Annotated in this window: 18 protein-coding genes; 6 read left to right on the plus strand and 12 right to left on the minus strand. The window is 60.4% G+C overall.

The window, feature by feature from the left end:
- Window positions 1–6 precede the first annotated feature (6 nt).
- On the minus strand, window positions 7–498 hold the full coding sequence (locus VHE12_04400) for a glycosyltransferase (protein HVZ80025.1): 492 nt from the start codon (window positions 496–498) through the stop codon (window positions 7–9).
- Window positions 499–729: 231 nt separating this feature from the next.
- On the opposite strand from VHE12_04400, the gene VHE12_04405 reads away from it, so the two are divergent.
- Window positions 730–1,344, plus strand: coding sequence for a class I SAM-dependent methyltransferase (locus tag VHE12_04405; GenBank protein ID HVZ80026.1), 615 nt, complete (start codon window positions 730–732; stop codon window positions 1,342–1,344).
- Here the strand turns inward: VHE12_04405 and VHE12_04410 are convergent.
- The 4 genes from VHE12_04410 to VHE12_04425 are packed head-to-tail and all read right to left on the minus strand — an operon-like array spanning window position 1,286 to window position 3,748.
- A complete protein-coding gene (locus tag VHE12_04410; protein HVZ80027.1) occupies window positions 1,286–1,729 on the minus strand; it encodes a hypothetical protein in 444 nt (147 codons plus the stop codon). The two genes, VHE12_04405 and VHE12_04410, sit on opposite strands and share 59 nt — an antisense overlap.
- 18 nt (window positions 1,730–1,747) lie before the next feature.
- Window positions 1,748–2,653: a TIGR01777 family oxidoreductase gene (locus VHE12_04415; GenBank protein ID HVZ80028.1), complete on the minus strand. Its 906-nt coding sequence runs from the start codon at window positions 2,651–2,653 to the stop codon at window positions 1,748–1,750.
- A 10-nt stretch (window positions 2,654–2,663) separates the two neighbouring features.
- The gene (locus VHE12_04420; GenBank protein HVZ80029.1) at window positions 2,664–3,350 is read right to left on the minus strand and encodes a TetR family transcriptional regulator; all 687 of its coding nucleotides are present in this window, start codon (window positions 3,348–3,350) and stop codon (window positions 2,664–2,666) included.
- Window positions 3,347–3,748: a hypothetical protein gene (locus VHE12_04425; protein HVZ80030.1), complete on the minus strand. Its 402-nt coding sequence runs from the start codon at window positions 3,746–3,748 to the stop codon at window positions 3,347–3,349. Before VHE12_04425 ends, VHE12_04420 begins: the two co-directional genes overlap by 4 nt.
- A gap of 97 nt (window positions 3,749–3,845) precedes the next feature.
- On the opposite strand from VHE12_04425, the gene VHE12_04430 reads away from it, so the two are divergent.
- From VHE12_04430 to VHE12_04445, 4 genes are read left to right on the plus strand one after another with little or no spacing between them, the layout of a single operon-like run.
- Window positions 3,846–4,376: a ferritin-like domain-containing protein gene (locus VHE12_04430; protein ID HVZ80031.1), complete on the plus strand. Its 531-nt coding sequence runs from the start codon at window positions 3,846–3,848 to the stop codon at window positions 4,374–4,376.
- Complete coding sequence (locus VHE12_04435; protein ID HVZ80032.1) at window positions 4,373–4,777, plus strand: hypothetical protein; 405 nt, start codon at window positions 4,373–4,375, stop codon at window positions 4,775–4,777. The genes VHE12_04430 and VHE12_04435 overlap by 4 nt, the downstream gene beginning before the upstream one ends.
- Before the next feature lie 2 nt (window positions 4,778–4,779).
- Window positions 4,780–5,751, plus strand: a complete 972-nt coding sequence (locus VHE12_04440; protein HVZ80033.1) for a membrane bound O-acyl transferase family-domain-containing protein — start codon at window positions 4,780–4,782, stop codon at window positions 5,749–5,751.
- Window positions 5,748–6,161 carry a vitamin K epoxide reductase family protein gene (locus VHE12_04445; protein HVZ80034.1) on the plus strand — a complete coding sequence of 138 codons (414 nt, stop codon included), beginning with the start codon at window positions 5,748–5,750 and terminating at the stop codon, window positions 6,159–6,161. Before VHE12_04440 ends, VHE12_04445 begins: the two co-directional genes overlap by 4 nt.
- 61 nt (window positions 6,162–6,222) lie before the next feature.
- On the opposite strand, the gene VHE12_04450 is transcribed toward VHE12_04445, so the two are convergent.
- The 4 genes from VHE12_04450 to VHE12_04465 all read right to left on the minus strand — a co-directional run bounded on the left by VHE12_04450 (window position 6,223) and on the right by VHE12_04465 (window position 10,334).
- Window positions 6,223–7,755, minus strand: a complete 1,533-nt coding sequence (locus tag VHE12_04450) for a DegQ family serine endoprotease (GenBank protein HVZ80035.1) — start codon at window positions 7,753–7,755, stop codon at window positions 6,223–6,225.
- 52 nt (window positions 7,756–7,807) lie between these two features.
- Entirely contained in the window at window positions 7,808–8,128 is a 321-nt protein-coding gene (locus tag VHE12_04455; GenBank protein ID HVZ80036.1) for a MerR family transcriptional regulator, read from the minus strand.
- Window positions 8,129–8,177: 49 nt separating this feature from the next.
- Complete coding sequence (locus tag VHE12_04460) at window positions 8,178–9,029, minus strand: RNA polymerase sigma factor RpoD/SigA (GenBank protein ID HVZ80037.1); 852 nt, start codon at window positions 9,027–9,029, stop codon at window positions 8,178–8,180.
- A gap of 243 nt (window positions 9,030–9,272) precedes the next feature.
- A complete protein-coding gene (locus VHE12_04465; protein ID HVZ80038.1) occupies window positions 9,273–10,334 on the minus strand; it encodes a lysylphosphatidylglycerol synthase transmembrane domain-containing protein in 1,062 nt (353 codons plus the stop codon).
- Between the two features lie 34 nt (window positions 10,335–10,368).
- On the opposite strand from VHE12_04465, the gene VHE12_04470 reads away from it, so the two are divergent.
- Window positions 10,369–11,664: a CapA family protein gene (locus VHE12_04470; GenBank protein ID HVZ80039.1), complete on the plus strand. Its 1,296-nt coding sequence runs from the start codon at window positions 10,369–10,371 to the stop codon at window positions 11,662–11,664.
- Between the two features lie 57 nt (window positions 11,665–11,721).
- Here VHE12_04470 and VHE12_04475 read toward each other — a convergent pair whose 3' ends face one another.
- The 3 genes from VHE12_04475 to gyrB all read right to left on the minus strand — a co-directional run bounded on the left by VHE12_04475 (window position 11,722) and on the right by gyrB (window position 20,159).
- The gene (locus VHE12_04475; GenBank protein ID HVZ80040.1) at window positions 11,722–14,886 is read right to left on the minus strand and encodes an ATP-binding protein; all 3,165 of its coding nucleotides are present in this window, start codon (window positions 14,884–14,886) and stop codon (window positions 11,722–11,724) included.
- Between the two features lie 82 nt (window positions 14,887–14,968).
- Window positions 14,969–17,545 (minus strand): DNA gyrase subunit A, encoded by a 2,577-nt coding sequence (gene gyrA / locus VHE12_04480; protein HVZ80041.1) that lies wholly within the window; start codon window positions 17,543–17,545, stop codon window positions 14,969–14,971.
- Window positions 17,546–17,570: 25 nt separating this feature from the next.
- On the minus strand, window positions 17,571–20,159 hold the full coding sequence (gyrB, locus tag VHE12_04485) for a DNA topoisomerase (ATP-hydrolyzing) subunit B (protein HVZ80042.1): 2,589 nt from the start codon (window positions 20,157–20,159) through the stop codon (window positions 17,571–17,573).
- Window positions 20,160–20,175: the final 16 nt, after the last annotated feature.

Genomic DNA, 20,175 nt, shown 5'->3' on the forward strand with positions numbered 1-20,175 from the left:
CCATCCTCAAGAACGGGATCGGGGAATTTCGATGCCGTTACGGATGACCTCGAGCTTCCCTTCCTCGAAAGCCCGGGTTTGGGTCATCATTTGATCGCGGATGTCCTCGCAAACGGCGATGGCCCGGGGACCGTAGATCCTGGACCGCCGGCTGCTGAAATGAAGATGCTGACGTCCATGCAAGGTCGAAAGATAGGCGGTATGGGTGAGGCGGCAAGCCCAATGGGCCACCCAGCTGGCCGCGCGGGAATGGGCGTGGATCAGGTCGATCCTCTCACGCCGGACGATCCCTCGGAGGGCCACGATGTTCATCAACCGGGAAAAAAGCGAGCGGCGGTAGATGGGTACCGGAATGAATCGGGCGTCCACTTTTTGCTGGAAGGACCCGGCGGCGATGAAGACCCGGTGCCCTTGGGCGGTTTGGCGGCGGATGAGGGCGGCGGTGGAGGTTTCCGATCCCGTCACCAGGTCGCCGCTCAGGACGTGCAGGATGTTCACGGATGATTTTCCCCGAATGTTACGTGATGTTGGCCCAGGCTTGCCGGAGGAGCGACAAAATTGTCTCCCGGTCCCCCGTTCCCACCAAATAAGTCGTTCCACACTTTACAGGGCCCTGAAAACCAAGGAATTCGTGGCATTTCCTTTGCTTTGAATCAAGGAACGTCAAGGCGAGGAGGCTCACCGATGGAAGTCACCCGTATTCTCGTTCAAATGAAGGCTGAAGAACACATGAAAAAATCCGACCCTTTGGGTTGGTTCGAATCGGTCTATGCGGCCGCCAACGGGGATGAATTGATGGTGCCCTGGGCGAACCTGGGTCCGAACCCATGGCTGACCGAATGGTTGGACCGCCATCCCTTTCCGGACGGCAAGCGGGCCCTGGTCGTTGGCTGCGGGTTGGGGGACGATGCGGAGGAACTTTCGCGGCGGGGATTGTCCGTGACCGCCTTCGACATTTCGCCGACCGCCATTCACTGGGCGAAGCGGCGCTTTCCCTTGAGCCAAGTGAAATACGAGGTCATGGACCTGTTCCATGCGCCGCAGGGTTGGGAACGATATTTCGGATTCATCTTCGAAGGTTACACCTTGCAGTCCATGCAGTCCCCCTTGCGGGAGCAGGCCATCCAAAGGATCGCCGGCCTGCTGGCCCCCAAGGGGGATCTTTTGGTGGTAGCGCGGGGGAAGGAAGCCAACGAATTCCCGGATGGGCCGCCTTGGCCCTTGACCCAGGACGACCTTTCCAACTTTGCACGGCAGGGGCTCTCGATCCAATCCTCCGAGGACTTCATGGATAAAGAGAACCCGCCGGTCCGGCGTTTCCGGGCCCACTATCAACGTCCCTGAACCGGATTTTTTCCCGGATGGGTTTTGGCACTTTGAGATGGAACCAGGCCCAGATCAGGAGCGCCCAATGGAATGGGATACGGGCGGCCAGGGTCCAGGAAGGGAGGGGGATCCCCGCTCCCCTTTCGACCAGCACGAAGGCATCGATGGGCAGGCTTATGCCGATCATCAACAAGGCCAGGTAACAACCCAGCTTCGTGGTGCTCTTGAAGGGCAGTAAAAAGCTGATCACGAGCAGGACCGCCCCGGCCAAGTTGACGACCACCCAGGGATGCGGCATGAAGGCCGGGACCAGGGAACGGAAATAATCGAACCGGGTGAAATGGGACAACCCCGCGAAGAAATAGGTGAAGGTCATGGCGGTAAGGCTGATCTTCCGGAGCATGGGATTAGAATAACCCCATCAAGCCAAGCTTGTCAGGGCCTCCCCCAACGTAGAATGCTGGAACCGATAACCCGCCTTCAGTAACTTGGTCGGAACGACCCATCGGCTTTTCAAGAGGAGTTCCGGCTCGGTGCGAGCGATCCAGGCTCCGACGGCGATCAACCAGCCTGGCAAGGGCAGGCCAAAGGGCATGTGAAGGGCCTTCCGAAAAGTCGCCATCAATTCCCGGTTCGAAATGGGCCCCGGCGAAGAAACGTTCACGACACCCTCAAGGGTCCCGGCTTGGATGAATCGGATGATCCTGAATAGGTCATCCTCATGGACCCAGCTGAAGATCTGGCGCCCATTTCCCTGGACCCCTCCCAGGCCCATCCTTACCAGGGTCCAAAAGGGTTTGAAAACACCTCCCTCTTTCCCCAGAACGATGGCCGAACGAAGGGCGACCCGGCGGCCGCCTGGATAGGACTGCTCGAAGAATGCTTTTTCCCAGGAGGTCGCCACGTCGACGGAAAATCCTTCCCCGATCTCTCCTGTTTCCTCGTCCATGGGGCGGTCTTCCGCGTGCCGGTAGATAGTGGCAGTACTGGCATTGATCCAAAGCTTGGGAGGTCGTTCCGCCCTTTGGACCGCCTCACCCAAAACACGGGTCGGTTCCACTCGGGAATCCAGGATGGCCCTCTTGTTCTTCGCGTTGTAACGGCAATCCACGCTTTTTCCCGCGAGATTGATGAGCATATCCGCGCCCTCCAGGGCTTGGGCCCAATCGCCCAAGGTCTGGCCATCCCAGTGCAGTTCCCGGACCATCCCTTCCTTCGACTCCCGGCCACGGGTCAGGATGGTCACCCGGTCCCCTTCTTCCAACGACCGCTTCACCAAGGCCCGGCCGATAAATCCATTCCCTCCCGCGATGACGATGTTTCCCATGTCCCCCTCCTCAATAGAATTTGTACTTGTAGAACATCCGAACAAATTGCTCGGAGAAGCCCTTGAGGATCGGCAGGTTGGACAATTGGATGAGCCTGGCGATGAGGATGGAGCTTTGGTCGATGAGTTGGAAGGTCTTCCGTTGCCGGGGCGACTTGTCATAGACCCAATAAAGGATCATACCCATCTTGAACATCCAAAGGATCTCGGGAAGACGGACCTTCAACTTCTCCGGGATGGGGGTGCTGGTCCCTTCCAGGACCCGCTTGAAGACCGCGATGTTCTTGTCCCGGACCTCTTTGGATTCGGGACTGAAGGGGGAGAGAGGGTGGTCCGGATCCACCGCCGTGGCGAAAAGAGCCTTGGAGATGCCGTGATAGGACTCGGCGATCTGCATGTGGGCTTTCACTGCCCCCGCCAAGCGTTTTTTGAGGTCCTTCTCTTTCTCCAGAACCTTGTCCACGATGATCAGGTGCTCCTCATAGGACCTTTCGTAGTAGGCCTGGATGAGATGCTCCTTGGAGTCGAAATGGTAGTAGGCCGCGCCGGGCGCCAGCCCCGCCGCGTTGGCGATCTCCCGCATGGTGGCCTTCTCGTAGCCGTGCTTGAGGAAAAGTCCCAAGGCCACGTCCAATATCCTTTGGCGGGTCTTGTCCGCCTTTTGGTTCTTTTCGTTCGGGTCTTTGGGTGTCCTCATTCGGCCGCCTCCTGAAGGACCGCTTTTTGTTGCTTCCGGTTCAACTCGGGGTTCAGATCCTTTTTGCGACGGACCTTATTGAAGACATATAAATTGAAGAAATGCATGATCCCCAACATCATCAACACCAATCCGATCTGGGCCGCCAAGACCTCGATCGCTTGCTGGATCGTCTCCACCGGTTTCTCGACTTTCAGGTTGAAAGCGACATATCCAAAGTTGATGAGGTAAAAACCCACCACCAACAGGTGGTTCCACGAATCGGCTAGAGCCACATCCCCGCTCATCGCATCGACCAGGAAACGCCCTCCATGTTTGAATAGGACCCTCGCCACCCAGACCGTCAATGTGATGCTGATGAAGAGATAGGCCAAATAAGTCTCTACAAGAGTGTTCATGACTTCCTCCTTTAAATTCGAACGCGTTCAAAATATACCTTGACACCCACACCGGGTCAAGTGATAATTTGAACGTGTTCAAAAAAGGAGGCCCGCCATGGAACAAGCCAAGCACCGCCAGGAACTGGTCCGGATCCTCCAATGGGCCCACGCGGGGGAACTGGGGGCCGCTTCGGCCTACCGAGGCCATTGGAAGACCGTGACCGCCCCCGACGAGGTGGAAGGGATCCGACGGATCGAGCAGGATGAATGGAAGCACCGGGCCCAGGTTCGGCGGATGCTGGCCGAACTAGGGGCGGCTCCCCGCCCTCCTTATGAACTCCTGATCGGGACCATCGGCAAGACCCTGGGGACCCTCTGCCCCGTCTCGGGGTGGTTCTTCCCCATGTATTTCGCGGGCCGGCTCGAGTTCGGCAACGTGGACCAATACGAAGTAGCGGCCCACCACGCCGCCCGGTTGGGGCTCAAGGACATGGCCCAGGAACTCCACGTCATGACCCGCACCGAACGGGAACATGAGATCTTCTTCATGAAAAAGGTGGAAGGCCATCCCCTCCTTCCCCTGGTCCAGTTCATCCTGCGCTGGGGGCCGGATGCGCGGAAGAACACCCAGGAGGTGGCGCCATGAGGACCCTTCTCATCCTTGCCGGGTTGGGCAACTTGGGACTGGCGCTCGCTAGTATCGCGATCCCCCATGTCCTGAAATGGTCCATTGATATGAAGAAGATGCGCCCTTTGACCCGCCAGATCTTCCAGACCTACGCGATCTATATCTGGGCCACCAACCTTTCCTTCGGCCTCCTTTCCCTTTTCCATCCGGAATGGCTGTTGGACGGGAGTCCACTCGCCAGAGCCGTCGCCGGATTCATCACCCTCTATTGGGGAGCCAGGCTCATGATCCAATTCTTCTACTATGACCAGTCGGTCCGTCCCCCGGGGACTTTTTGGATGGTGGCGGAATGGTCGCTCGTTGGCCTCTTTGTTTACCTGACCGGGGTCTATGGACACATTGCGTTGACGGGAGGCTGACCATGGCGGCTTTTCTTCCCCATGATCTTGGCTCGCCGGTTTGGCTGACCCTTCTTCTATTGGCGGAACTGGCCGGTGGTTACGCCCTGCAGAAAGAGGAGCCGGCCCTTTGGGCCAAAATATTCGCCTGGGCCGGCATGGCTTCGGCCACCTTGGCCGCCCATCTCCTTGCGCTTAAGGAACCGGCGGGCTTTCGAATGCTTGCCCTCATCGCCGCCCTGTTCCTGGGCATGAAGGCGGTGGTGGGGGTGAGCGCCCGGGCCGCTGGGGAAAAAGCCCTGACCTTGGCCCGCTGGTCCATCTTCACTCTTTTTTGGGCCGGGATGCGGCCCGTCCTCTTCTCGGACCATCCCATCGCGGGTAAACCCTGGAAGAGGATGGCCCTCCAAGGCTTGGGCTGCGCCCTCGTCGGCGCCCTTTTGATGCTGGCCGCGGGCCCTCTTTGGCGCTCGACCGGGTCCCTATTCCTGGTGACCGTCTTTTTCTTCATCGGTTCCAGCCTTCTGGTCCATTACGGCCTTTTCACCTTGGGGGCCGCCTTTTGGAAGGCCCGGGGATTCAATTGTGAACCCCTGTTCCGGAACCCTTTGACGGTAGAGAACTTGACGGATTTCTGGGGAAAATATTGGAACCTGGCTTACCGGGAAATGATCGCCTTGGCGGTCTACCGGCCCTTGAAGGGGAAGCTGGGGCCCGGGTTGGCGCTCTTTCTCGCCTTTGCCTTGTCGGGTCTCTTTCATGAGGTGGCCATCAGCGTCCCTGTGCGGGGCGGATTCGGCCTGCCCCTTCTGTATTTCCTGCTCCAGGGAATTTTGGTGGGAGGTGAAAAACTTGGGGCGGAACAAGGCTTGGTGGTCCGCGGGATCTGGGGAAGGATATGGACCTTCTTCTGGTTGATCGCCCCCCTTCCCATCCTTTTTCATGGACCTTTCCTGCGGGGCATCATTTGGCCGCTCATGGGAGGCGCGCGATGAACGGAATACTCGATCGGATGCTCTGGCTGGCCATGGGGACCGGCTTCTTGGGAGCCATCGCCGCCCTTTACGGGCGTTACCGGACCCTTCCCCCGTGGCTGACCGGCCCCACCATCTGCCGGTTGGAAGCCGGTGGCTGCCAGGTCCTCTTCCGAACCAAGAACGCGGCGCTTTTAGGCGTGCCGAATTCCCTTTTGGCGGTCTTTTACTATCCCGCACTCGCGGCCGGCATCCTGCTCCACTGGCCTTGGATCTTGCTCTTTTCCGGCGCCAGTTCCGCCTTTCTCATGACCCTCATCCTGGCCTGGATCCTCATGCGGGACCGCTTGGAATGTAGGGTCTGCTGGACGGGACATGCTTGCAATGCGGTGATCTGGGCCATCTTGTTCTTACAACATGCCTGGAAATGAAAAAGCCCCGGAACCCCGGGGCTTTCATTCAAGATCAAGAATGGATGACTGAAAATCGCCGTTATTCGTCCCCGGTCTGCAGGAACGTGAACAGGTTGGTGCCGTCCCGCCAGAGGTAGATCCGGACCCCGTTCTTCAGGTCGCTCTTGCCCAGAACGACGCCCAACTGATTGGCCGAGGCGATGGCGGTGTTCCCCACCTTCAGGATGACGTCCCCGGGGCGAAGGCCCGCTTGGGCCGCCGCGCTTCCGGGGGTCACTTCCGTCACCACCGGTCCCTTGGGCGCGCCGCTGGGCAATTGGGAACGGATCTCGTCGTTCGGATCCTGGAAACCGAACCCGAGATTACGGTCGCTCCCCATGTTGTTGTGGCCATTCCCTTCGCTCCCGCCTTCTTCGCTTTTGGATTTTAAGGCGTTCTCGTCGAGCTTTTGGAGGATGACCGGGACCGTTGAGCGTTGGCCATTGCGGAAGATGCCCAACTGGACCTTGTCCCCTGGCTTGTGGGTGTAGAGCTTGGAGACCAGGTCATTGGAGCTTTGCACCCTGTCCCCGTCCACCGAAAGCACGATGTCGCCGGCCTTGAGCCCGGCCTTTTCAGCGGCGCTCCCCGAGTTGATGCCGGCCAACAAGGCCCCTTCGGTATTGGCCAGGCCGAAGCTCTTGGCCATTTCGGACGAGAGGCCCTGGACGATGGCGCCCAAGCCCGCCCGGACGACCTTACCTCCGTTCATCAGGTCCTCGGCCGTCTTGCGGGCGATGTTGGCGGGAATGGCGAACCCGATCCCCACCGACCCCCCCGACTGGGAATAGATCATGTTATTGATGCCGATGACCTCTCCCTGGATGTTGCACAGAGGTCCTCCCGAATTGCCGGGATTGATGGAAGCATCGGTCTGGATGTAGTTCTGAAGGGATTGAGCGGACTCGGGACTGGGGACATTGCGGCCCTTGGCCGAGATCACGCCCGTGGTCACCGTATGGTCGAGCGCGAATGGGTTCCCGATGGCGATGGCCCATTGACCCACCTTGATGTCGTCCGAATTCCCCAGCACCGCGTAGGGGAAGGTCTTGTTCCCGTCGCTGACCTTGATCACCGCGATGTCGGTCCGCTGGTCCTTTCCGATGATCTTCCCGGGATAGGTCGTGCCGTCCTCGAAGGTCACCGTGACCTTCTCCGCCTTATCGACCACGTGGGCATTGGTGAGGATGTAACCATCCGGGGTGATGATCACGCCCGACCCTAAGGAACGTTGTTTACGCTTATAAAGGGGATGGGGGTGTTGCATGCCGTAGGGATTCCCCCAGAACTGGCCGAAAAGATCGTTCATGTCGAATCCCTGGACGTTCTCGGTCCATTCGACGCTGATGTTGACCACGGCCGGCCCCACCTTGGCGGCCACATCGGTGAAGGCGTTCTGGAGCGCCAAAGCGGGACTATTGGCCGCCAGGGGGACCGTGCCGCCGGCCACGGGAAGCCGCAGGGTCGCCGCCTTCAAGCCGGTGACCAGGCCTCCGGTGAAGAACAGGGCCGCCATCAGGATGCGCAAGGGCCAGGCCCAAGGGGAGCTGCCGAAACGGTTCATGGAAAGCATAGGATCCCTCCTCGATCGGATTCGGATATTTTTTCAGCGGTCGGATACCGGGTCAAAGACCCCGTAAGGGGTTGCCCGGATCTTCCAGGTTGAAGCGTTTTTGGCGGAGCATCTCGCCGATCTCGGGGTGATGGGCCGAAAGGGTGATCACGATCTTGACCCCCGAGAGGTTCACGCCGCAGGTTTTGACGAGGTAATTGATGCATTCGAGCCGTTCGATGTCGCGGTGGGAATAGAGGCGGGTCTTCCGGATGGTACGGCAAGGCGACACCAAGCCCCAGCGCTCATACTGGCGGATGGTCTGCTCGTGCAGCCCCAACAAATGGGCCACAACGCTGATGGTATAGGCCGGATGGTCCGGTGGAACTTCCATGGTGCCCCCAAAAAAGAAGCCCGCCTTTTGGGGCGGGCTTTGACTTGCCTTAAGCGACGAACTCCCGGAGCAGTTCCGCTTCCTTGGACCCGCGGATCTTCTTCATCGCGCGCTCCTCGATCTGGCGGACGCGTTCCTTGGAGATCTTCAGGCGCTTGCCGATCTCGTCCAAGGTCTGGATGCCGGCCCCGTCGAGGCCGTAGCGCCAGGTGAGGATCTTGCCGTCCCTTTGGTCGAGCGTGCCCAGGGCCTCCTTCAGACGGTCGGTCAGGGCCTTGTCCATCAACTCCTTCTCGAAGCGCTCCACGTCCTTCGGGTCGCTCAAGAATTCCCCGATGGGTGTTTCGCTGTCCCCCACCCGGGTGGTGTCCAGGCTCAGGTAGCCATGGCCGAACTGCTGGACCTCGTTCAAGGTTTCCCGGTCGATGTCGGCCTTCTTCATGACCTCCATGTCCGAGACATCACCTCCGGCCTTCGTCCGCATGGCTTCCATTCTCTTGGTGATCTTGCGGATCTTCTTGGTCTGGCTCTGCGGAATGCGGACCATGTCGGCCTTGTCCAGGATGGCCGCCAGGATCGACTGGCGGATCCACCAAACCGCGTAGGAAACGAACCGCACTCCCCTTTCGGGGTCGAAGGTCTTGGCGGCCTTGATGAGGCCCAGGTTCCCTTCGTTGATGAGGTCCAGGAAGGACAGGCCGCGATTGCGGTAGCCCTTGGCGACCGAGACCACGAACCGCAGGTTCGCCTCCACCAGATGGTTCAAAGCCGCTTCATCGCCCTTTTGGACCTTTCGGCCCAAGGCCTTCTCTTCTTCCGGGGTGAGCAGGGAGACCCGGGCGATCTCCTTTAAGTAGGTTCCGACCGATTTTTCTTCGGTCGCGAAAGGTAGCTTTTCCATGATCGTCTCCTTCAAGACACGATTAGATAATTGCTAATCAATTATCTATATATCTTTCTAATCTTATAAAGATAGTATGAGCCAGTTCATATCAAGTCAATTGAATTATTTGGTTAATCCAAATTACCCAATAAATAGGCCGATTTTATTGGGGCTGGCCCTCAAGGTATAGACGCAAGGGAGGATAAAAGGGGTCGGAAAAGCCTTTGAACACCGGCTCAGGAGCCTGGATGGGCGTCCGGATCACTCTTCCCGGACGGCCTTCTCGATCTGTTCTTCGCTTTTGAGGAAGGTCCGGAGGGTATCCAGATAAAGGCCCAAGGAAACCGCCATGGGCAATAAGAAGAAGATGAACCGAAAGAGCAGGGCCGCCACCAGGGTCTTTTCCAATTCGACCCCCAGAAGACTAAAGACCCCGGCCAGGGCCGCTTCGCTGATCCCTAGTCCTGCGGGCACCGGATTGATGGTGGAGGTCAGGAACATCACCGTAAATCCTAACATGGTCTGCCCCAAGGGCAGGACCACCCCGACCGAACGGAAACAGAAATAAAGGGTCAAGGCGGTAAAGGTCCAATCCATGGCGCACCAGAAAAAGACCACGAAAAGCTGGAGCCATCCCCGGTGCAGGAATTGGATGGTCCTTTCCAAGTCGTTCCGGATCTCCACCAGTCGCTCACGGCTCGTGTTCTTTCGGAGGACGACCCTCCCCCCCCAACTGCCCGCCTTGATCATGGACCGCAAGACCCATTTGCGGAAGGCTCCGTGGATGAAAAGCAGCAGCATTACGGCCACTAGGGCCACCAGGAAGACCATGAATCCCAGGACGATGGCCTCTTTGCCCCCTCCCACGAATTCCGGGTGCTCCCTGAGGAAGATCAATCCCCCGAAAGAAAAACAGGCCAAGACCAGGTTGAAGACCATGTTCTGGGCGAAGGAGATCGGCACGGTCACCGAATAAGGAACCTTGTCGTGCCGGAGGAGGTAGGAACGCAAGGCGATCCCGGCCCATCCACCGGAGGAAACCACGAAGTTGATGGTATAGGAGATGAACATGATGGAAAAAAAACGGGGAAAAGGGACCCGATGAGGGGTCATCAGAAAAAGCCCGTTGAAGGAAAGGGTGAAGGAGAGATAGGCCGCTCCCGTACAAAGGAGGGCGAAGATCAGATGCTCGACGTGGATCTGCTGGATATTGTGGAAGAGCTTGGGGAGATCGGTGAAAAAGGCCAGGACCAGGGCCAGGACCATGAACCCCATCAGGAAAAGGGAGAGGGCCAGGAGGATCTTACGGTTGGGTTTATTCAAGACAGGCTCCGGAGGAGTTTGTTAGGATACGGCCATGTTCCCTCGTCGATCCCTCGTTCCGATCCTCTTGGCCCTAGGCTGGGTCCTGGGCTGCGCGCCCACGCTGAAGAACGGCTCCAAACCGTCCGAGGCCGGTGTTCCCGGCGAAACCATGACCGCCCCTTCCCCATCCCCGACCCCGCGGCCGGTTTCCGGCGAGGCGAAAGGCCTGGTGACCCTGGCCTTCACCGGGGACATTATGATGGGCGGTTCTTCGGCCCACAAACTGAAAACCGAAGGGCCCGATTCTTTTTTCGCGAAGACCGCGCCCCTCTTGAAGCAAGCCGACGTGGTCATGGGCAACCTGGAAGGCCCTTTGGGCCTGACGGGCAAGAACACCGTCCGCAAGAAATACACCTTCCTGGTGGATCCTTCTTCGGCCCTCGGCCTCGCCCACGCGGGTTACACCCTTTTGACCTTGGCCAACAATCACACGATGGATTTCGGCCTCGAGGCCCTTCAAAGCACCCTCCGGGCCCTGGATGAACAGGGCCTGGGACACGCCGGCGCGGGGCAGGACCTGGCCGAAGCTCGGCGGCCGGCCTGGGTCGAGGTCAAAGGACGGAAGATCGCGGTCTTGGCCTACTCGCTGACCTACCCACAGGAATTCTGGGCCACCAAGGACCGGCCCGGTTGCGCTCCTGCCGATGGCTACCTGATGAAAGAGGATATCCAGGCCGCCCGGGCGGCGGGCGCCGACCTGGTGATCGTCTGTTGTCATTGGGGCCAGGAAAAGCACACCCAACTGCGTTATTACCAGCCGACGCTGGCCCACCTGGCCATCGATGCCGGGGCCGACGCCGTGGTCGGGCACCATCCCCACATCTGGCAAGGGTTGGAGGTCTATAAAGGAAAACCCATCGCCTATGCGATCGGCAACTTCGCCTTTGGGACCCTGACCTCCATCCGGGACAGCGGCATCCTCTATTTGACCTTCGATGAAAAGGGCCGCTGGACCGGCGGGCAGGTCCTCCCCTTGAACGTCTACAATCACCAGGTGGCTTTCACCCCGAGGCCCATGGGCGACAAGGACTCGGTACGGTTCTTCCTCTATTTGAAGAAGTTATCGAAGGACGCCGATTTGAGGCTGGTCAAGGACGAGTTCCCCCTCATCCGCTGGGCCACACCCGAAGGCGAACTCGCGCCCGATGTGGAGGACCTCAAACCGGTCCGGGAAACCCGTCATGGACCGTCCCCGACCCCGGCGCCTCCGTCCCCCACTCCCACCATGGACCCGGCCGGGAACCCGCAAGGATCCCTCCCGGGCGTAGGCGGATCCACCGGCCGTTGAAAATAAAAAAGCCCCGGGGTCTCCGGGGCTTTTCCTTCTCTTCGCTCTTCGAACCGACTATTCGATCAGGTCGCCGTCATCCTTCGGCTTTTGCGCCTTGGAAGCGTCCAGTCCGCCCGGCGGTATACCGGGTGCGGGCGGCTTCGGGGCACCCGCGGGAGGCATGGGTGCGCCGGGAGCGCCCGGCATGGGAGGCTTCGGCGGCATGGGAGGGGCTGCGGGTCTGGGGGGAGCCGAGGTCTTCATCCCATCCACGTTGTCCATGTCCAAGATCCCTGGAGGGGGTGCGGTCGGCTTCATGGTCGTTGGGACCACCTTGGGCGCCGCTGGAGCACCAGGAGCCGGGGGGGCACCTGGGGCGGGCGGGACCGGGGGCCTGATCGCGGGGGCCGCCGGGGCTCCGGGCACGGGTGGTTTGGGAACGGTAGGCGCGGCCGCGCCCGGAACAGGAGGCACAGGCGGCTTGGGAACCACGGGGGCCGGAGCGGGTGGGACCGTGGGACCTGCGCCTGGAACGGTCGGCTTCTTATCGAGCAATGAATCCAAAGAACTCGGTTTGGGCGGCGCGGTCACACCGGACGTCGGCGGGGCGGCCGGGATATTTGGACCAGCGCCGGGAACGGGAGGCTTCGGTGCCGCAGGGGCTCCAGGGGCTGGAGCGGGCGCAGCGGGGACCGGGGGTTTTGCGATGCCAGGAGCGGCCGGAACGCCAGGAACAGCGGGTTTGACCGCGCCGGGCGTTACATTGACGGGTTGGGATTTCGAGATCAGGGAGTCCAGGAACCCCGCCGCGGGCGACTTGGCGCCGGGGACGGCCGGAGCGCCAGGAACAGCGGGCTTGGGAGCCGCCGGCATCGCTCCTGGAACGGCGGGCGCGGAAGGCTTGACCAAGCCGGGCGTGACCGGAGGCGCGGGCTTGGCGCCGGGAACGACCGGAGCGGCGGGCTTGATCCCGCTGGCCGGCATCGCGGTGGTGGGCATCTTGGCGCCGGGGGCGCTGAGGGAAGGCGAGGCCGGGATCGCCACCGATTTGGGCGTTTCCCCGGGTTTCTTGATCTGCGTCGGGAAGGTCAGGGTGAGCTGGGTCCCAGGATCGACCTTCTCCGCGACCGCGCCGCCACCATGGGCGGCCAGGATGGTCTTGATGAGGGCGAACTTCAGGCCCGTTCCCGCCAATTGGGGCGAGGCCGGATGCTTCGGGTCGTAGAACTCGTCGAACAACTTGGGCAGGTTCTCGGTGGCCACAATGAGCCCCGGGTCCTGCACGGTGACCTTCACGCTGTCTCCCAGGGGTTCCACTCCGATGGTGATGCTGGAACCACGAGGGGCGTCCTTGATGATCTGCAAGTAGAGGATGTTCCAAAGCTGGTTGAAACGGCGGCGCACGATCGGGACCTTGGGCATGGAACCCTTGGGCTCGACCTTGAGCTTGATGTTCTTCACGTCGGCCTGGGCCTGGAAGTTGAAGGCCAGCCCCTCGATCTCGGCGGCCAGGTTGACCTCCTCGTGGGTGGAAGTGGCCTGCTCGATCTCGACCTGGTAGATGTCCAGCAGGTCGTTGATGAATTTTTCCAGCCGCGCGGAGCGGTTGATGACCATTCCCAGGAATTCCTGCTGCTTCTCGTTGATGCCGCCCTGGGCCGTGCCCAGCGCCGAGGAGACATAGCCCTTGATGATGCCAAGTGTCGTCTTGAGTTCCTCCGACATGGTGCGGATGGCGGCGGCGCGCACCTGGGAGACCTGGATGGCCGAGGAAGCGGCCACGGCGGAAAGGAGCTTCGCCTCCATCTCCTTCAATTGACCCTCGAGCTTGTACTGGGTCTGGGTGAGTTGGAGCTGGGTGTTGGCCTTGTCCTGTTCGGCCGCGGTGACCTGGCCCTTGAGTTTCCCGATCTCGGCCTTGGCCTGCTCGGTCTGGTTGCGCAGCCCCTCGGACATGGACTTCAAGGCGTCCAGTTCCTTGAGCTTGTCGTTGAGCTGTTGGTTCTTCTCATTGGCCTCGTTGCGCGCGGCGGAGGCGGCTTGCTGGGCGCTGGAGACCTGGGTGGCCGCCTCGCGGGATTTGGCATCGGCTTCGCTCCGGGCCCGGCGGATGGCTTCTTCTTTTTCTTGGGTCGCGGCCTGGCGGTCGCTCTCCAGTTTCTGCAGCAATGCCGCAGCGGCTTGGACCATCTGACCCACCTCATCCTTGCCGAAGGATTGGGCGGTCTGGGGCGTCAATTCCGCCTGGCCTTCGGCAGCCTTCAGGACGACCGCACCCGCCTTCTTAAGCGGTCCCAGGATCATCCCCAAGCCGAGGGTGCCCATCAACAGGATCCAACCCAACAGAGCGGCGGCGGCGAGGAGTACATAACGTCCCGTATCGCTTTGGAACACACGCTGGAACCCCTCCGCTTCACCCTTGGGCCGGGCGGACGGCGCCGCCTTGGGCTGAAGGGCGCTGAAAGGGACGGAATGAACGAGCCCCCAGGCCTTGATGCCCACCGAATTCCACACCGCGGCCGAGGAGGGTGGATTGGTGTCCCGGCCGCTTTCCTTGGCCGCGAGGGATTTTTGGATCTTGTCCAGCCAGGGGTCCTGGGTGGGATTGAAAGTGGTCTGGTTCTTGGTCGGAATGGTATCGAAGAAGATCTGTCCCGACTCCCCGTCCAGGAAGAGCATCTCGCCGTTGTAAGGGTCGGTATTGGGGAAGAAGCGGGAAAGGTTCATCACCGCCTGCACCATGGTCTTGCCGTCCAGGGCCACGGAAAAGACGAAAGCGGGGAAGTTGAACCGGGTGGTGTAGAAAAGGTCCTCCTTGCCCGGGTTCGCGTGGAATTTTTCCACGATCTTCTTGAACTCGTCGGAGGTGCCGTAACTGGTGTCGGCCAGTTGGACGGTGGAGGGGAAGATCTTCTCGCGTTTGCCGTCGAAGCTGAAGACCGCCACGCATTCCAGCCCATTGGCCGTCTTGAAGAAGCGGTCCAGGTCCTCGTCGCCGTGGTTGGCCACCAGGGTGGGCAGGTTCTTGTAGGTGCTCAGGATGTTGTTCTGAAGGCTCGAAGCCAGCGTGCCCAGGTTGGCCGAAAGCGCCGAGATGGAGGCCCCCACCGCCGCGTTGTCCACGGGGGGCGCGGTCTCCACGGGCTTCTCCTGGGAGGCCATGAAGAAATAGACGCCGGTCAGGGCACAGATCGGAAGGATCGCCACGAGGAAGAGCGTCAGGAAATATTTACTTTTCACTTAAAGTCCTTTTCGAGTGGGCCGGGGATGGCCCCCGGCTTTGGTGTCGTTGGACGGGCCGGGGAAAGACGGTTTTGCCGCCTTATTTCTCCCCGTTACCCTCTTCCTCTTTGGGTACGTTCACGACCGCGACCAAGCGGTCACTGTCGCTCATTTTAATCAAACGGACGCCTTGGGCCAAACGTCCCGTGGTCTTGATCTCCCTCACCCGCTGGCGAATGACCTTGCCTTCCTTGGTCATGACGATGATCTCGTCCCCGTCGCCCACCACCGCGATGCCGACCGCCAAACCGTTCTTGGAGGTCGTCTTGATGTTGAGGATACCCTTCCCCCCCCTCCCCTGCCGGCGGTATTGCTTCATTTGGGTGCGTTTGCCGTAGCCTTTTTCGGTGGACGTGAGGAGCGTTTTGCCGTCCTCCACTACCACCATCCCGATGACGGAATCGTTCTTGCCCAAACGGCAGCCCCGGACGCCCTTGCCCGTGCGGCCCACTTCCCGCACCTGCTTCTCCTGGAAGCGGATGCTCATGCCCTGGCGGGTGGCCAAGAAGATGTCTTGTTTGCCATCGGTGATCTCGGCGGAGACCAGCTTGTCTCCCTTGCCAAGGGTGATGGCGATGATGCCGCCAGCCCGCGGCTTGTCGAAGGCGGAGAGCGGCGTGTTCTTGATGAGGCCCTGTTCGGTGGCCATCAAGACCGCGCTCTTTTCATTGAATTCCTTCACGGAAAGGACCGCCGAAATGGCCTCCCCTTCCCCGAGCTTGAGCACATTGGCCAGGGCCGTTCCCTTGGCGTAACGGGAGGCCTCCGGGATCTCATAGACCTTCAGCCAATGCACCTTGCCGAAGCTGGTGAAGATGAGCAGGTAGTCGTGGGTGGAGGCCATGTACATGCGCTCGATGAAATCCTCCTCGCGCATGGTGGCCCCGGCCACGCCCTTCCCCCCCCGTTTCTGCTTGTGATAGGTGTCGATCGGCAGGCGCTTGATGTAGCCTGCGTGGGAGAGGGTGATGACCACCTGTTCGTCCTCGATCAGGTCCTCGATCTTCATGTCCTGGGCCTTCCCGATGATCTCGGAACGGCGCGGATCGGCAAACTTGGCCTTGATCTCGGCCAGTTCGTCCTTGATGACCTGCCAGAGCTTCTTCTCGGACCCCAGGATACCCTTGAGGATCTCGATGGTCTTGAGCAGCTCCTTGTACTCGTCCTCGATCTTCTTGATCTCGAGGTTGGTGAGCTGCCGCAGCTGCATTTCCAGGATGGCCTGGGCCTGCACGGGCGAAAGGTCAAAGAGCTTGATGAGGGAGGCCTTGGCCTCCTCGGTGGATTTGCTGGCGCGGATGGTCTTGATGACCTTGTCCAGGTTGTCGACTGCGATGCGCAGGCCCTCGAGGATATGGGCCCGCTTCTCGGCCTTGTCCAGGTCGAACTTGGTCCGGCGGATGACCACATCCTTGCGGTGTTCCAGGTAATGGTGGAGGAGGCCCTTGAGGTTCAGGACGCGCGGCTGGCCGTTGACCAGGGCCAGCATGATGATGCCGAAGGACGTGCGCAGGTTCGTCTGCTGGAAAAGGTTGTTGAGGAGCACCTGTCCGTTGGCGTTCTTGGAGACCTCGATGACGATCCGCATGCCGTCCCGGTCCGACTCATCGCGCAGGTCCGAGATGCCCTCGATCTTCTTGTCACGGACCAGCTCGGCGATCTTTTCGATGAGCTGGGCCTTGTTCACCTGGTAGGGGAGCTCGGAGATGATGATCTTTTCCCGGTCCTTCTTGTCGACCTCGATGCCCGCCTTGGCCTGTAGGCGCACACTCCCCCGTCCCGAGGTATAGGCGTCCACGATGCCGTCCCGGCCGAGGATGTAACCTCCGGTCGGGAAATCAGGCCCCTGGATGAACTTGATGAGGTCCTTGATGGTGGCCTCGGGGTGGTCGATGAGGTGGAGCAGTCCGTCGATGACCTCGCCCAGGTTGTGGGGAGGGACGTTGGTGGCCATCCCGACCGCGATGCCCGTGGAACCGTTGACTAAAAAGTTGGGGAAAGCGCAAGGAAGGACGAGGGGTTCTTCCCGGGTGCCGTCGTAGTTGGGGACGAATTCGACCGTGTTCTTGTCGATATCCTTCAGGAGCTCTTCGGCCAGCGCCGACATGCGCACTTCGGTGTAACGTTCGGCGGCGGGCGGATCGCCGTCCACCGACCCGAAGTTCCCCTGTCCATCCACCAGCACGTAGCGCATGGAGAAATCCTGCGCCAAGCGCACGATGGTGTCATAGACCGCCACGGTCCCGTGGGGATGGTAGTTCCCCGTCACGTCGCCGGTGACCTTCGCCGATTTACGGTAGGGTTTGCGGGAGGTCAGCCCCAGGTCGTGCATGCCCATGAAAATGCGGCGATGGACGGGCTTCAAGCCGTCCCGCACGTCCGGCAAGGCGCGTCCCACGATCACGCTCATGGCGTAATCGAGGTAGGAATCCTTCATCTCATTTTCGATCTCGGTGGGAACGATATGGCCGCGGTTCATGTCCCCGCCATCGGCGCCATCGGCGGACGCGCCTTTCCCGCCTTGGTCGGGCGGCGGCACTTCCCCGCTCCCCTTCACCGGGGTCTCGGGAACGTCCTTCTTGGATTCCTTCTCGCTCTTCTTCTTGGGCCTTGCCATGTCGTTCCTTTGGATCCTTTAAGGGTTAGATATCGAGGTTCCGGACCTGTTTCGCGTAGGTCTGGATGAAATTGCGTCGGGGCTCCACCTGGTCGCCCATGAGGATGTCAAAGGTCTTGTCCGCCTCGACCATATCCTCCAGCTTCACTTGGAGCAGGGTACGGCGCTCGGGGTCCATGGTGGTCTCCCAAAGCTGTTCGGGATTCATCTCCCCCAAACCTTTGTAGCGCTGGATGTTCATGCCCTCTTTGCCGAATTCCTTCACCTTCTCGACCACCTCGTACATGGATTCGAGGAAATACTCGTGGGACCCGTGGGTGATCACGTATTGGGGTTTGGGTTCCTTGGGCTTGCCCGAATGGTCCTCTTCCTCCTCTTTCGGGAAGAGTTCGTCCAATTCCACGCCCCGGGAGGTCATCCGCTTGACGATCTCATCGAGCTGCTTGGTCTCGGCCATATCCTTGATGGCCTTGACCGTGATCATGTCCTTCACATCGCGGGAGGTGTCATAGACGAAGTCCATGCCCTCCTGGGCCGACTTGCCCTTCTCCGCTGCCTTTTTCATGTCCTTGAGCTTCTGCTTGAGGCGGTCGACCTTGTCGTCCTTCTCGCCCTCGGTATAGGCGTGTTCCACGCCCAGCGGCGTCTCGATCTCATAGAGGGGTTTCTTCTTCTTGCCTTCGGACGCTTCCAGGAATTGGCGCAAGTTGAGGCCGGCGCGCTTCAGGGATGAGCCGATCCCCTCCAGCTTCACCAGGTCGGACACCAGGTCCTTGATCCTTTCCTGGGGGAATTCGGAACGGGATTTCCCCTTCAAGCGGTAAAGACGGACGCCTTCCATGCCCTCCTGGAGCAGGAATCGGGTCATGTCGGTGTTCGTCTGCAGGTACATCTCCTTCTTGCCCCGCTTCACCTTATAGAGGGGAGGCTGGGCGATATAGATATAGCCTTTTTCCAAAAGGGGCTTCATCTGCCGGTAAAAGAAGGTGAGAAGTAGGGTCCGGATATGGGAGCCGTCCACATCGGCGTCGGTCATGATGATGATGCGGTGGTAGCGGGCCTTGTCCACGTTGAAGTCGTCCTCGCCGATACCCGTGCCCATGGCCGTGATGAGGGTCCGGATCTCATCGTTGTTCAGGATCTTGTCGATGCGGGCCTTCTCGACGTTCAGGACCTTTCCCTTCAAGGGAAGGATGGCCTGGAACTTCCGATTGCGGCCCTGCTTGGCCGAGCCGCCGGCCGAATCGCCCTCCACAAGGTAGATCTCGCTCAAGGCCGGATCTTCCTCCTGGCAGTCGGCGAGTTTTCCCGGGAGCGCCGAGATCTCCAAGGCGCCTTTTCGGCGGGTGAGATCGCGCGCCTTGCGGGCGGCTTCGCGGGCCTTGGCGGCCATGAGGCACTTGCCCACGATGCGGCGGGCCACCGTCGGGTTCTGTTCGAAGAAGGTCCCAAGCCCGTCGTTGCAGGCCTGACGGGTGATGCCTTCCACTTCCCCGTTCCCCAACTTGGTCTTGGTCTGGCCCTCGAACTGCGGGTCCGGGACCTTGACCGAGATGACAGCGGTCAACCCCTCGCGCACGTCGTCTCCCGAGATCGGGGGATCGGCATCCTTGATGAGGCCGTTCTTCTTGGCGTACTCGTTGATCGTGCGGGTCAAGGCGGAACGGAAACCCTGCAAGTGGGTGCCGCCCTCGACGGTGTTGATGTTGTTAACGAAGGAGTGGACGTTCTCGGCGTAGGAGTCGTTGTACTGGATCGCCACCTCGACCATGATGTGGTCTTTGTCCTTCTCGAAGTAGACCGGGGTGGCGAAGAGCACTTCCTTGTTCTGGTTGATCTCCTTCACGAACTGGCCGATGCCGCCGTTGAACTGGAAGACCGCCTCCTTGCCCTTCCCCCGTTCGTCGGTCAGCTTGACGTAGATGCCCTTGTTGAGGAAAGCCAGCTCCCGCAGGCGCTTGGCCAGGATGTCGAAGGAATACTCGGTCTCGGTGAAGATCTGCCGGTCCGGCAAGAAGGTGATCTTGGTCCCGGTCTTTTTGGCTTCGCCGGTGGGCTTCACCTTGGCGTCAGGAGTCCCCCGCTTGTAGGACTGGTACCAGATCTTGCCTTCACGTCGGACCTCCGCCTCCAACCACTCGGACAAGGCGTTGACGACCGAGGCGCCCACGCCGTGCAGACCGCCCGAGACCTTATAGGTCTGATGGTCGAACTTGCCGCCCGCGTGAAGCTTGGTCATGACCACTTCGAGCGCCGAGACCTTCTGGGTGGGGTGCATGTCGACCGGGATACCCCGGCCGTTGTCGGTGACGGAGATGGAATTATCCGAATGGATCACGACCTCGATGGAGTCGCAATGGCCGGCCATGGCCTCGTCGATGGAGTTGTCCACGATCTCATAGACCAGGTGGTGTAGGCCGGCGGAGGAGGTGGAACCGATGTACATGGCGGGCCGCTTACGGACCGCTTCCAAGCCCTCCAGGACCGTGATCTTGTCGCCGGTATAGCCGCTTCCCTTGGCGGCCGCGGGGGCTTCTTCCTTCGGGGGCTTGGCGTCCTTTTTAGGCTCCGGCGCCTTGGACCTCGCCGGTTTCTTGTCTTTTCCTTTTGCCACTTTGACCACCTGGGAT

The sequence above is a fragment of the bacterium genome, from assembly GCA_035549195.1.
Taxonomy (GTDB): domain Bacteria; phylum Oederibacteriota; class Muellerivitia; order Muellerivitales; family Muellerivitaceae; genus DASZRK01.

Excerpts from the sequence above, each read along its gene's own strand:
- VHE12_04405 (HVZ80026.1), top strand. The coding sequence starts at position 730 with ATGAAAAAATCCGACCCTTTGGGTTGGTTCGAATCGGTCTATGCGGCC.
- VHE12_04410 (HVZ80027.1), bottom strand. The coding sequence starts at position 1,729 with ATGCTCCGGAAGATCAGCCTTACCGCCATGACCTTCACCTATTTCTTC.
- VHE12_04415 (HVZ80028.1), bottom strand. The coding sequence starts at position 2,653 with ATGGGAAACATCGTCATCGCGGGAGGGAATGGATTTATCGGCCGGGCC.
- VHE12_04420 (HVZ80029.1), bottom strand. The coding sequence starts at position 3,350 with ATGAGGACACCCAAAGACCCGAACGAAAAGAACCAAAAGGCGGACAAG.
- VHE12_04425 (HVZ80030.1), bottom strand. The coding sequence starts at position 3,748 with ATGAACACTCTTGTAGAGACTTATTTGGCCTATCTCTTCATCAGCATC.
- VHE12_04430 (HVZ80031.1), top strand. The coding sequence starts at position 3,846 with ATGGAACAAGCCAAGCACCGCCAGGAACTGGTCCGGATCCTCCAATGG.
- VHE12_04435 (HVZ80032.1), top strand. The coding sequence starts at position 4,373 with ATGAGGACCCTTCTCATCCTTGCCGGGTTGGGCAACTTGGGACTGGCG.
- VHE12_04440 (HVZ80033.1), top strand. The coding sequence starts at position 4,780 with ATGGCGGCTTTTCTTCCCCATGATCTTGGCTCGCCGGTTTGGCTGACC.
- VHE12_04445 (HVZ80034.1), top strand. The coding sequence starts at position 5,748 with ATGAACGGAATACTCGATCGGATGCTCTGGCTGGCCATGGGGACCGGC.
- VHE12_04450 (HVZ80035.1), bottom strand. The coding sequence starts at position 7,755 with ATGCTTTCCATGAACCGTTTCGGCAGCTCCCCTTGGGCCTGGCCCTTG.
- VHE12_04455 (HVZ80036.1), bottom strand. The coding sequence starts at position 8,128 with ATGGAAGTTCCACCGGACCATCCGGCCTATACCATCAGCGTTGTGGCC.
- VHE12_04460 (HVZ80037.1), bottom strand. The coding sequence starts at position 9,029 with ATGGAAAAGCTACCTTTCGCGACCGAAGAAAAATCGGTCGGAACCTAC.
- VHE12_04470 (HVZ80039.1), top strand. The coding sequence starts at position 10,369 with ATGTTCCCTCGTCGATCCCTCGTTCCGATCCTCTTGGCCCTAGGCTGG.
- gyrA (HVZ80041.1), bottom strand. The coding sequence starts at position 17,545 with ATGGCAAGGCCCAAGAAGAAGAGCGAGAAGGAATCCAAGAAGGACGTT.